The organism is uncultured Rossellomorea sp., from assembly GCF_947488365.1.
Lineage (GTDB): Bacteria > Bacillota > Bacilli > Bacillales > Bacillaceae_B > Rossellomorea.
Genome location: NZ_CANKZT010000011.1, coordinates 1 through 12894, shown reverse-complemented (window position 1 = coordinate 12894; position 12894 = coordinate 1). Strand labels below are relative to the sequence as shown.

Genomic DNA, 12894 nt, shown 5'->3' with positions numbered 1-12894 from the left:
CTGAATCATTTTTATTAAGAAATGATTCAGTTTTTTTATGTGTAAAATTCGACAAAAAACGTAAGGTGCCATTCACTAACGTAAATATCTCTTTTTTCAGAATTATTCACACCATCCACAGGTTTATCCACAGCCTGTAGTATTTTATTAACGTTTTGTGGACAATACTTGAGAATTTTTGGGGTTTCTTTTATACTTTCAAAAGAGTACGATAGTTGAACGCTTGTTAATTCAGTATTTATACACACTGTTTGAGTGTTGAAATAAAAAGGTGGATGACGGAAATGATGAAACACTGGATTGTGGAAAGTGATGTGGATAACAATAAAAGTTATCCACAAATTGTGGATGCAGCGAAGGTTCTTCAACAGAATGAGGTGGTGGCCTTCCCGACAGAGACGGTTTATGGTCTGGGTGCGAATGCGAAATCAGATTGTGCTGTGGAGAAAATCTTCGAAGCAAAGGGAAGACCATCGGATAACCCACTGATTGTCCACATATCAAATAGAGATCAGCTGGAAGGATTGGTGGCGGAAGTTCCTGAGGATGCAGCGAGCCTCATCGATGCTTTTTGGCCGGGTCCGTTAACCATTATTTTTAAAAATAAGAAAAACGTATTTTCTGAAAAGGTAACAGCGGGTTTACCGACCGTGGGGATCCGGATGCCTGATCACCCTGTTGCCCTGGCAATCATTGAAGCATCAGGACTCCCGATTGCGGCTCCAAGTGCGAACCGCTCAGGGAAACCAAGTCCGACAACGGCTCAGCATGTCATCGATGATTTGGAAGACCGAATTGCAGGAGTGGTCGACGGAGGAGAAACGGGTGTAGGCGTTGAGTCGACGGTTGTAGATTGCACTGGACCAAGCCCGATTATTTTACGTCCCGGAGGAGTCACGAAAGAACAGCTGGAAGAAGTAGTCGGTAAGGTGGAAGTAGATCCCTCATTAAAAGAAGGGAAAGGGGCTCCGAAATCCCCAGGTATGAAGTATACGCACTATGCTCCCGACGCTCCCGTTTATTTAGTGGACGGTACGAGGGCGGACCTTCAGAAATTAGTAGACATTAAGAAGGAAGAGGGTCTCAGAGTAGGTGTGTTAACAACAGAAGAATTTGTGAATGACTTTCAAGCAGACGTCATTCTATCCGTTGGTCGAAGAGAAGACCTGAGTACAGTCGCACAAAATCTTTATGATACACTGCGCACTTTTAATAGAAGTAACGTGGATATTATTTTTTCCGAAATGTTTCCGGAAGAAGGAGTTGGTTTAGCGATTATGAACCGACTTCAGAAAGCGGCCGGGTATCGGGTGATGAAAGGATAATGTTTTGCCCCTATGGTTTGAGAGAACCGTAGGGTTTCTTTGTGAGAGGACCAATATTCACTATAGCAACAAGGTTTTTACAATAATGCCCAATCTCCACCCCATTTCTCATTCTATTTTCCCTGGGACGTGCATACATTTGTTCTGTAGGCATGTCCGGAGGGGGAAAAACAAAGATGACAACAATTATTGGAGAACTGATTACCTTGATGTTAATGGCATTTGCTCTTGGGATGGATGCCTTTTCGATCGGAATCGGAATGGGTATGTTTCAGCTGAGATTAAAGCAAATTTTATATATAGGATTAGTCGTTGGAATCTTTCATGTGTGGATGCCGCTCCTAGGGATGATGACGGGAAAGTTTTTATCCGAACAATTCGGGTCTTTTGCAGCCTATGCCGGTGGAATTCTTTTGATCATTCTAGGGATTCAGATGTTTATGTCAAGCTTCAAGGAAGAGGAAACGACACTCATTTCTCCAGTAGGGTTTGGATTGGTACTCTTTGCCTTGAGTGTCAGCTTGGACAGCTTTTCAGTCGGACTGACCCTGGGTATTTTCGGTGCCAGAACAGCAATCGCCCTTTTCTGTTTTGGAATAGCGGCCACAGTGTTGACTTGGGCCGGTTTATTGATAGGACGGAAATTTCAGGGGGTACTTGGGACGTATAGTGAGGCCCTTGGCGGAAGTATTTTGTTTGCATTTGGGATTAAACTGTTGCTGCCGTTGTAAAAAAGATCTCTAAATGCAGATTGCGAGTTTTATAGATGAAGGTCCGTCCCTCATGGTGATGGACTTTTTTGTTTTACCATTTATGCTTGTTGCTTCAGGGGAGCCCCCTGCGCTTTTCTTTTTTTGTGAATGGGCTATGGGCAGATTGGAAAATATTTTATAATAGGCTGTAAGGAGGATGACGTGATGAATATTTTATTTGTTTGTACAGGAAATACGTGTCGAAGTCCTATGGCGGAGGCGGTTTTGAAGCATAAGGGCGCGGAGAAGTTTGATGTGAAGTCTGCAGGGGTTTTTGCCATGGATGGAAGTGATGCTTCATTTCAGACTAAAGAAGTGCTAAAAGAGAACGATATAATACATAGACACCAATCGAGTTCACTTTCGAGAGAGAATCTGGACTGGGCTTCCTATATTTTTACGATGACATCGAATCATAAGCGGGCGATTGTGGATCAGTATCCACATGTGGCGGACAAAATCTTCACACTAAAGGAGTTTGTCCTTGAAGATCCTGCTGACTTGGATGTGTCGGATCCTTACGGGGGAAGCGTGGACATCTATAGAAATACATACAGAGAGTTGGATTCATTGATTGAGGATTTAATGAAAAAGCTGGAATAAGGACGAGACAGGGAGAGAAAAAGGATGGGGAAAGAGAGAAGCTACAAATCGGGTCTTAGAAAGAAGTTGGTTCTCTTTATCACGCTTCTTGCGGTGGTGACGTATTCAACAAGTGCACTTTTTATTTATTTTATCAAGCCTACTTTTGCACCTGATATGAAAGAGCTTTTATTTACGAGCATGACACTGGTTATGGGTGTGTTCTGGTCGGGTGTGCTGGCTTTCTTTGCGGCAGGATTTATCGTCAAGCCACTTCAGCGTTTGGAACAGGCGGCGTTGAAAGCAGCACGAGGGGACATTGCGGTGGAAGTAGAGGTGCCGAAGTCGGATGATGAAATCCGATCGCTCGCATTGGCCTTCAATCGCATGCTTCATAACCTCCGCGACATGGTATCGAGTATCGACGAGAATTTCACCAAAACAAATTCGAATGTGATAGAGCTGTCGAGAGCATCGGAAGCAGCTTCCACTCAAGCGGATTCCATTTCCAAAACGATCAGCGAAATTTCAGCAGGTGCCGAAAGCTCGGCCACGGCCATTCAAACGACGGCTGAATCTGTTGAAGATGTGATTCGAATCGCGCAGGAAGTACAGAATCACTCCAAATCATCTGAGCAAATGTCCAAGAATATGGTGACGGAGCTTCAAGGGAGCAAGGAAGTCATTCATTCCCTGGTGGAAGGTATCAGTCGGCTTGCGAAAGGTAATGAAGATTCATTGGACGCCGTGCACAGATTGGAAGACAATGCGAAAAAGGTTGAGCAGATCATTCAACTGGTCGGGGATATTGCAAACCAGACCAATCTTCTCGCCTTGAATGCCTCCATTGAAGCGGCGCGGGCAGGAGAACACGGTAAGGGATTTGCTGTTGTCGCCGAGGAAGTCCGAAAGCTGGCAGACGAAAGCGGCAAAGCGGTACAAGGCATTTCAAAACTCATCAAGAACATTCAAACTGAGGTTGGCAGTGTGGTTGGACATATCAAGACTCAAGTCGATTCAGCTAATTCCGAAGCAAAAAAAGGGACCCAGACCAATGAAATGATCGAAACCATGACGAAAACGATCCATGAAGTGGCGGACGCGGTTCAAAACATTTCAGTCCTTGTAGATCAGCAGATGGAAAGCATCCGATTGACTTCAGAGCAATCCCAGGAGGTTGCTGCGATTGCAGAAGAAACCTCTGCCGGAGCAGAAGAAGTGTCTGAATCTACAAGAGAACAAGCGGTTGTGATGAGCGACGTACAGAAATTGGCATTGAACCTTAAAGAGCAAGCGGAATTACTGAAGAGTACGATTACTCGGTTTCATTTGTAAATGAAAAAAGGATGGCCCCAAAAGTTATTTTGGGACCATCCTTTTTTCGGGTGCACATCTATCTAGAATAGGTCACTCCAGAAAATATACATAGTGGGAGTTGACCCATCTCATTATTAGTACTCTCCTATAAACAAATTCCCCCAACTAAATATCAATTTATCAGCTCAATCCTACTAAAAAAAATTCATAATACGCTCAAAATGAAAGAAATTTTAACGATGAGTGAGATGAAAGTACTAAACAAAAACCCCATAGCCTCTCTACTTAAATATTATTACGATAAAGATAGTGAAAAAAACTAAACTTTATAGAGAGAAAAGGTAGAGGGGGACACTATGAACGTTCAATCGGTAATTAAAAAAGGAGCTGCGGTTGTCTTTACGACAAGCTTGCTTGTTTCACCGCTTAATCCGTATTTTTCTTCAGAAACAGCTGATGCAGAAGAACAAAAGGCAAAAGATATACTATCTTCTTTGACAGAAGAGCAGAGAAAAGCTCTCCATACATTAGAGACATCTCAACAAACTGGCCTGTTAGTAGATCCCTCCATTAAGTTGGATGCTGATGATAAGATCGATATCATTGTACAATTTCACCAGTATACAGCAAAAACGGAAGTCGCTGCTGGTGTGAAGCTGGGAAAAACGATTTCGTTGTCAGAAGCCAATGAGAAAGTAGAAAGATCGCACCAAAAATTCAAGAAAGACGTTGAAACTTTAATAGGAAAGAAGAAAACAGGCAAAACGACTTATGAAATAACACATTCTTATAAACAGGCATTTAACGGAGTGGCGATGTCCCTGCCAGCAAACGAGATTGAGAAATTACTTGATTCGGATGTTGTCAAAGCTATTTGGAGTGACAAGGCAGTAGAGGGGATTCAACCTGTAAAGGAGAAAGCCGAAAGCCCTATCATGACATCCCCGTCTCATAACTTGAAGCCGAATCATACAGAAGGCTTTACTGGTGAGGGAATCAAAATCGGAGTCATTGATACAGGCATCGACTATAATCATCCCGATTTAAAGGATTCATACAAAGGCGGATATGATTTCGTAGACAATGATGCTGATCCGATGGAAACTACTTACGAAGACTGGAAAAAGTCAGGAAGACCGGAAGTTTCGTCTGGCAGTGTCTATTACACCCTCCACGGTACTCATGTAGCGGGCATCATAGCAGGACAAGGGACAAGCGGCAGTGAATTTAGTGTGAAGGGTGTCGCCCCTGGAGCGGATTTATATGGATACAGGGTGCTGGGACCTTACGGGAGAGGAACGAGCAGTGACATCATTGCGGCAATCGATCGTGCTGTTTCTGATGGGATGGATGTGATCAACTTATCGCTGGGTACTAGTGTCAATGACCCTCTGTACCCGACTTCAGTCGCTGTTAACAATGCGGTGCTGGCCGGAGTCACATCGGTGGTTGCTGCAGGGAACAGCGGAAGTGGCATGAAAACCCTTGGCTCCCCGGCAACAGCAACCTTGGCACTGAGTGTCGGGGCGAACGATGTGGATATAGTAGTGAATACATTTACCGGGACAGTTCCGCTGAGTAACGGAAGTGCCGATGTAGAATTACGCTTGATGGCACAGGATTTTAGTGATGCTATGTCCGGGTGGGATGGACAAAGCCTTGAGGTTGTAGATGTTGGACTAGGACAGAACGCAGATTATCAAGGGAAAGATATGAAAGGGAAAGCCGTGCTTGTATCCAGGGGAGCGATTTCCTTTTCGGAAAAAATCAAGCTGGCCAAAAATGCGGGGGCTTCTGCCATCCTATTATTCAATGATAATAAAGAGGAAGGGCATATCCCTTACTATTTAGGGGAATCTGTTCATTATCTTCCAACATTCTCACTAACGAACCAAGATGGGTTGAAAATCAAAGATGGTCTGACAGATCAATCAGAAATGGTGTTTTCAGAAGCAGGATCTATTTTACAAGAAGGGGGAACCCTGGCAGACTTCAGCTCCCGGGGACCTTCACGCAGTCAATATGAAATCAAACCGGAAGTAACGGCTCCAGGAGTCCAAGTGCTTTCTACCGTACCGGCTTATGCGAATGGTGCCGATTATCTGGATAACTATGATTCTGCCTATCAGAGACTGTCTGGTACATCCATGGCATCTCCTTATGTAGCGGGGGTGGCGGCGCTATTATTAGAGCAGAACCCTGAATACACTCCGGAAGAAATCAAAACACTCCTAATGAATACGGCAGACCCACTAAAGAAAGATTATAGTGTATTTGAAGCAGGGAGCGGGCAGGTCGATCCTATTGAAGCTTTGAGCGCAACATCGAGTGTGATGGTCGATAATCCTTCGGTCACGATCATGGATGGTGCTGAAAAAGAGATCAACTCTCCATCGGGTGCGCTTAACTTTGGTCTTTCCATTAAAGATGGAGCATCTTTTATTGAAAGCCGTTCGATCCAGGTGAAGAATACAGAGAAACACACGAAAATTTTTGACGTTGACATTGAATTCCAAACCGAATTTAGGGGTTCAAAAGACGCATCAGAAAATGGCGTAGTATTAAATATCGATAAAAGAGTGAAAGTGAAAGGAAATAGTACAAAAAACATAAATGCTTTTATCACAGCTCCAAAGACAGCAGAGCCCGGTACGTATGAGGGAATGGTCACATTTAGAAACAAAGCGGATAAAAATGAATCCTACAGGGTTCCTTTTGCTTTCGTTGTGATGGAGGAAGGAATCAATTATGCGAAAACCACTCCTAAAGCACTGACAGGGGATTATGATTTGTATTATCCCTTTGTACCATTGCCTGGATTATTCTTTAACTTAAAGTCTCCAATGAAGACAATCGATGTCCTTCTAGTGGACGGAAAGACAGATGCAGAATTAGGTTATCTGGGAAGTATGAATACCTCTAGTCTAATTGAAGATACCGAATATTATATCGGTTCTGTATTCAATGGAACGTATTTCCCGTTCACAGGAAATGAAGATCAGCCGATTTCTGCTACAAGAGTAAAAGTCCCTTATGGAGCCGGACATTACAAGGTGAAGATGATTGCAACCACGAAGGAAGGGAAGTCATTCGAAATGGCTGATCATACAATCATCGACCTAACAGGTGCTCAATTTGAAACGGATGTAAATGAAGGGGTGATTGAGTACGAACCAGGGATGGAGTCCTACACCGTTACAGGAAGTGTGGTGGATCGTACGTATGAGAAATACCAGGAAGAAGGCGTAGACATCGATCAGACCGGGAATTTCGTCATGGTAAAAAGCGGAGGTCCATACTTCACGGATGGTTTCTATACAGATGAAAACGGAGAGTTTGAATACAGTATTCCGCTTAACCCATCCATAAATAGCTTGGATGTAGCTCTTCAAGGCTACAATTCCTCCGGGCTAGGAGAAGATTACAAGTACTATACGTTTGTAAAAGAAGGAACGCCTTACATGGAAGGGACACTCGGGCAAAAACATGTGAGAATGGGTGAAACCACCAAGATCACGTTAACGGCGAACAACCTTTCAAATGCAAAGGAATTGACGTCTAGCTTTACGTTCAAACAAGGAATAGTGGACATTACAGACGTAAACATCCACCCGGAATTTACTGAAATGGGAGCATCCATTTCTTCCGATTATCTCGCAACAGGCTCTTCAACGAAGCTTACGATCCATGCTGAAATCCCGAATGGTGTTTCGGGTGATGTTCCGGTGGCAGAGGTAACAGTGAAAGTGAAGAGTGATTCCTATGAACGTTATTTAACATTTGAAAACACAAAAACGAATTTCATCAATAATGAAGGTGAAACGATTTCAATGGTCTCGACTATTACACCAATGTTTATAATCCCGACTTTCTCGAAAATATCTGGAAGTTTGGCCGCACCTGAATCCTTACAAAAAGAAGATGGTCGTCCTGGATGGAGGTTCGGATTGGACCCATCACAATTGGGGGCAAGTCTGACCGTCAAAGATCAAGAGGGCAATGAATATCCAGGATCAATCAACCGATATGCACAGACAGAAGTTCAAAAACTCCCGCTGACAATGGATCAAATGATCTTCTCTGTTGATATTCCGGGTCATTTCACCGTCCACACACCTTTTAATGTAGGGTATAAAGATGATGACGGTAACCCGGCAGCCCAATGGAACTCAGGGGTAAGCACAAAAGCGCCTACCCCTGGAGATGTGAATAAAGACGATGTCATTGATGTATTGGACGCACTTGAAGTCGAAAAACATTGGGGAACAAATGAGCGCTCAGCCGACATTAACTTCGATGGGACGGTTAATGAGAAGGATATGTCATTCATTCAAAAGCACTATCTGAAACAGAATCCAACCGTTGAATCTGTTCATGAGCCGAAAGAAAGTGTTGAAGGAAGATCTTTGGAAGATATACTGATATCGCTTGGAATCCAATAAAAGTTCAGGCTGGGGAGAATTATTCTTCCCAGCCTATTTTCTTATTAAGCTGAGAATGAGTAGCAACATATAAAAGGAGCTAAAAAGAATCCGAAAAACTTTATATAATGAAGAGTATGTGGCAAAATAAAACGTAACAAAGGCTATGGGAGTGGATCACTATGAAAATTGCAATTGCATCCGATCACGGCGGGGTAAATATCCGCGAAGAAATCAAATCATTATTAGAAGAGCTGGGCCTCGAATATGAGGACTTCGGTTGTGAGTGTGGAACGTCCGTTGACTATCCGGACTATGCCGTACCTGTTGCAGAAAAAGTGGCGAGCGGAGAGTTCGATCGCGGCATTCTGATTTGTGGTACAGGCATTGGCATGAGCATTTCAGCTAATAAAGTCAAGGGAATTCGCTGTGCTCTTGTACATGATGTATTCAGTGCAAAAGCGACACGTGAGCACAATGACAGCAATATGTTAGCCATGGGTGAACGCGTCATTGGTCCAGGACTTGCACGTGAAATCGCCAAAACATGGCTCGGTGCGGAATTCGAAGGTGGCCGTCATGCCAATCGTATTGGGAAAATCACGGCATACGAAGACAAACAATAGGAAGTGGATTCCATGGAAATCACTCAATTAAAGGAAGAGTTACAAACGATCCTGGGAGATTTCAGCGAACAGGTTCACATGAAAAAAGGACAAGTGTTTGTTGTCGGCTGTTCCACATCAGAAGTGATGGGGGAGCGGATCGGGACATCAGGAACGATTGAAGTAGCAGAAATGATTTATGCTGAACTAAAAGGATGGGCCGATTCCATTGGCGTTTCACTGGCTTTTCAATGCTGTGAGCATCTAAACCGGGCGCTCGTTTTGGAGAGAGACGCTGCAGAAAGAAAAGGTCTGGAGGAGGTTACGGTCATTCCTGTGCGAAAAGCAGGTGGAGCGATGGCGACCCAAGCATATCACTCCTTTGAAGATCCTGTCATGGTAGAGCATATACAAGGCGACGCCGGCATCGACATCGGAGATACCTTTATCGGCATGCACCTGAAACACGTAGCCGTCCCCATCCGGGTATCACAGAAAAACCTCGGCGAAGCCCACGTCACACTCGCCAAAACCAGACCCAAACTCATAGGCGGAATCAGAGCCGTATACGAATAATGCACATTGGAAGGTCCGTTTCTCTTAGTTGAGGGACGGACCTTTATTGTAGTGTTTCTGTCTATTTGAAACCTGTTTTGAATCCCGAACTATATAGAGGGTTAAGGAGATTATGATTATGATAAAAGGGTGGAAGTGAAGATTTTGAATCAAGGCAGTGATATCACTAACAATCATGAAAATTTTATAATCATTCGACAATTATAGTCACAATGCTACTCGTGGGGGCCAGTCAGGTAGTAGATCGAGAATATTGTGAATAACATTACACGAGGTCCGTCCCTCTAAACACGAACATTACGTTTTGACTAGAGGTTTTTATTTCGCGTTTTGCTGAATCGTGTTAGAATGAGATTGAATGAATCAATGAGGCACCTAGAGCAGTTGGGCCTATGAATTAAAGGGGGATATGTATGAGTAAGATTGCCAAGCAAGATCCGGAAATTTATGCAGCGATTCAAGATGAATTAGAGCGTCAACGAACAAAAATTGAGTTAATTGCATCTGAAAACTTTGTCAGTGAAGCGGTTATGGAAGCACAAGGCTCCGTTCTGACAAATAAGTATGCAGAGGGGTACCCAGGTCGTCGCTATTATGGTGGCTGTGAGCATGTCGATGTAGCTGAGAATCTGGCTCGCGATCGTGCGAAGGAACTATTTGGAGCAGAACATGTAAACGTTCAGCCTCACTCAGGAGCACAAGCCAATATGGCAGTCTACTTCACAATCCTTGAACAAGGTGACACAGTTCTTGGAATGAACTTATCTCATGGTGGACATCTGACTCACGGAAGTGCCGTCAACTTCAGTGGAATTCAATATAATTTCGTAGAGTATGGTGTGGATGAAGAAAAGCACCTGATCAATTACGAAGATGTTAGACAAAAAGCGTTAGAGCACAAGCCAAAGCTGATCGTAGCTGGAGCAAGTGCATACCCAAGAGCGATCGATTTCGCGAAATTCCGTGAAATCGCTGACGAAGTGGGAGCATACTTAATGGTGGATATGGCTCACATCGCCGGTCTTGTAGCGGCTGGCCTTCACCAGAACCCGGTTCCTTATGCAGACTTCGTGACAACAACGACTCACAAAACATTGCGCGGACCTCGTGGCGGAATGATCCTATGCAGAGAAGAATTTGCAAAGAAAATAGACAAGTCTATCTTCCCTGGCATTCAAGGTGGACCACTTATGCACGTGATCTCAGCTAAAGCTGTTGCATTCGGTGAAGCTCTGAAGGATTCGTTTAAAGAATACGCACAGAACATCATCGACAATGCCAACCGTTTAGGTGAAGGACTTGTTAAAGAAGGAATCAACCTTGTATCCGGTGGATCAGACAACCATCTACTACTGATCGACCTGCGTTCACTTGGACTGACTGGTAAAATCGCAGAGAAAGTCCTGGATGAAATCGGCATCACCGTCAACAAAAACACGATCCCATTCGATCCGGAAAGCCCATTCGTTACAAGCGGTGTCCGTATCGGAACAGCTGCTGTTACGTCAAGAGGATTCGGGCTTGAGGACATGGACGAAATTGCTTCCATCATGGCACTGACTCTTAAGAACCATGAAGACGAGGCAAAATTGGAAGAAGCACGCAAACGCGTCATCGACCTGACAAGCAAATTCGAATTATATCCAGAAAGATAATTGATGATGACCTCTTCATTAGGGACTGACTTCCCTGGTGGAGAGGTTTTTTAATAGAAAAGTAGATGATTCATCGGTTTTAAGTTCTAAATACCGGGTGTGAGGAGCAACTTAAATGGGAATCCGGCCGTTATTTACGATAATCCAGCCGTTTTCCGTTAAAATCCGGCCGATTTTGATAATAATCCAGCGGCTTTTTTAAAAAATCCGGCCGTTTCTGGCATTAATCCAGCCGATTTACATAATTAACCAAAAAATCAATCGATTCCACTACCTTACACGTCTTTTCCCTCGCCACTCATATCATTTCTAACGATTCCATTACACTTCCCATCTCTTGTTGCTCTTAAATTGTCTTTTATGTACAATAGTCTGAGGTGTAAATGAAGTGGACAAACTATTTTTACATAAATCGAACTTAAAGGAGAGAGTCGAGTGGGCAAAGTATATGTATTTGATCATCCGTTAATCCAACACAAATTAACGTTTATTCGTGATAAACAAACAGGTACGAAGGAATTTCGTGAGCTTGTTGATGAAGTGGCGACACTAATGGCGTTTGAAATCACACGCGATTTACCGTTAGAGGATATTGATGTAGAAACACCGGTAAGCAACGCAAAGGCCAAAACACTTGCAGGTAAAAAATTAGGGATCGTTCCTATTCTGCGAGCAGGATTAGGAATGGTTGACGGAATTCTTAAACTGATCCCGGCTGCAAAAGTAGGACACGTTGGTTTATATCGTGACCCTGAGACTCTTAAACCGATTGAATATTACGTAAAGCTTCCAAGTGATGTGGAAGAGCGTGACTTCATCCTGGTCGATCCGATGCTTGCAACAGGTGGATCTGCTGTTGAAGCCATCAACTCATTAAAGAAACGCGGCGCGGTAAGCATCAAGTTCATGTGCCTTGTTGCCTGTCCTGAAGGGGTGGACGCAATCAAGGAAGCGCATCCTGACGTTGATATCTTCATCGCTGCTCTTGATGAGAAGCTGAATGAAAAAGGATACATCGTTCCTGGTTTAGGGGACGCGGGAGATCGTTTATACGGTACAAAATAATTTGAAGTAAATAAGAAAGCCGGATTATCAACACGTGATAATCCGGCTTTCTTATTTATATAACCGGCAAACCCCATTGTTATTTAATTGGAAGTATTTACATTAAATTCAAGGGTTACTCATAAAAAGAATTTTCTATATAATGGAGGGGCATGTGGAGATAGAACCTATGGATTTGTTAATAAAGTGAGCAATCGATGGGAAAAGTGGTAAGTTTGTTGGGCTTTTTCATTCCGGGGAATCCTTGGATATGCTTGATGGGCCTGACCAGTCGGCTCCGCTTTTCGGCATGTCCAGCTCCGGCGGGTAGTCCCTCGAGGTCACAACTGAAAAATCCCAAAAGGCAAAGAGCGCCTTTAGGGAACTCCCAGTTGTGCTTGTCGGGCCTGACCAACCCGCCTCCGCTTTTCGAGATGTCCAGCTGCGGGGGCTTGGGGCTCGAGGTCATAAGTCAAGCCGACCAAAAAGGCAAAGAACGCCTTTCCGGTCGACTCGCCTTATGCTTGTCGCCCCAGGGCGAGCCCCCTCCGCTTTTCGAGATGTCCAGCTGCGGGGGCTTGGGGCTCGAGGTCATAAGTCAAGCCGACCAAAAAGGC

At 44.0% G+C, this 12894-nt stretch carries 9 protein-coding genes; all 9 read left to right on the top strand.

What is annotated here, in order from left to right; translation table 11 throughout:
• The first annotated feature begins 287 nt into the window (after nt 1-287).
• On the top strand, nt 288-1325 hold the full coding sequence (locus tag Q1B03_RS21010; RefSeq protein WP_299746573.1) for an L-threonylcarbamoyladenylate synthase: 1038 nt from the start codon (nt 288-290) through the stop codon (nt 1323-1325).
• Between the two features lie 176 nt (nt 1326-1501).
• Nucleotides 1502-2056 (top strand): manganese efflux pump MntP family protein, encoded by a 555-nt coding sequence (locus Q1B03_RS21005; protein ID WP_299746469.1) that lies wholly within the window; start codon nt 1502-1504, stop codon nt 2054-2056.
• A 186-nt stretch (nt 2057-2242) separates the two neighbouring features.
• Nucleotides 2243-2680 (top strand): low molecular weight protein arginine phosphatase, encoded by a 438-nt coding sequence (locus tag Q1B03_RS21000; RefSeq protein ID WP_341357173.1) that lies wholly within the window; start codon nt 2243-2245, stop codon nt 2678-2680.
• 24 nt (nt 2681-2704) lie between these two features.
• A complete protein-coding gene (locus Q1B03_RS20995) occupies nt 2705-3994 on the top strand; it encodes a methyl-accepting chemotaxis protein (protein WP_299746464.1) in 1290 nt (429 codons plus the stop codon).
• A 338-nt stretch (nt 3995-4332) separates the two neighbouring features.
• On the top strand, nt 4333-8418 hold the full coding sequence (locus tag Q1B03_RS20990; protein ID WP_299746461.1) for a S8 family serine peptidase: 4086 nt from the start codon (nt 4333-4335) through the stop codon (nt 8416-8418).
• A 161-nt stretch (nt 8419-8579) separates the two neighbouring features.
• Nucleotides 8580-9023 (top strand): ribose 5-phosphate isomerase B, encoded by a 444-nt coding sequence (gene rpiB, locus Q1B03_RS20985; protein WP_044340552.1) that lies wholly within the window; start codon nt 8580-8582, stop codon nt 9021-9023.
• 12 nt (nt 9024-9035) lie between these two features.
• Nucleotides 9036-9578 carry a TIGR01440 family protein gene (locus Q1B03_RS20980; RefSeq protein ID WP_299746457.1) on the top strand — a complete coding sequence of 181 codons (543 nt, stop codon included), beginning with the start codon at nt 9036-9038 and terminating at the stop codon, nt 9576-9578.
• 413 nt (nt 9579-9991) lie between these two features.
• The gene (glyA, locus tag Q1B03_RS20975) at nt 9992-11233 is read left to right on the top strand and encodes a serine hydroxymethyltransferase (RefSeq protein ID WP_299746454.1); all 1242 of its coding nucleotides are present in this window, start codon (nt 9992-9994) and stop codon (nt 11231-11233) included.
• Nucleotides 11234-11668: 435 nt separating this feature from the next.
• Entirely contained in the window at nt 11669-12298 is a 630-nt protein-coding gene (gene upp, locus Q1B03_RS20970; protein WP_044339995.1) for a uracil phosphoribosyltransferase, read from the top strand.
• The last annotated feature ends 596 nt before the right edge of the window (nt 12299-12894 follow it).

Excerpts from the sequence above, each read along its gene's own strand:
- Q1B03_RS21010 (WP_299746573.1), top strand. The coding sequence starts at position 288 with ATGAAACACTGGATTGTGGAAAGTGATGTGGATAACAATAAAAGTTAT.
- Q1B03_RS21005 (WP_299746469.1), top strand. The coding sequence starts at position 1,502 with ATGACAACAATTATTGGAGAACTGATTACCTTGATGTTAATGGCATTT.
- Q1B03_RS21000 (WP_341357173.1), top strand. The coding sequence starts at position 2,243 with ATGAATATTTTATTTGTTTGTACAGGAAATACGTGTCGAAGTCCTATG.
- Q1B03_RS20995 (WP_299746464.1), top strand. The coding sequence starts at position 2,705 with ATGGGGAAAGAGAGAAGCTACAAATCGGGTCTTAGAAAGAAGTTGGTT.
- Q1B03_RS20990 (WP_299746461.1), top strand. The coding sequence starts at position 4,333 with ATGAACGTTCAATCGGTAATTAAAAAAGGAGCTGCGGTTGTCTTTACG.
- rpiB (WP_044340552.1), top strand. The coding sequence starts at position 8,580 with ATGAAAATTGCAATTGCATCCGATCACGGCGGGGTAAATATCCGCGAA.
- Q1B03_RS20980 (WP_299746457.1), top strand. The coding sequence starts at position 9,036 with ATGGAAATCACTCAATTAAAGGAAGAGTTACAAACGATCCTGGGAGAT.
- glyA (WP_299746454.1), top strand. The coding sequence starts at position 9,992 with ATGAGTAAGATTGCCAAGCAAGATCCGGAAATTTATGCAGCGATTCAA.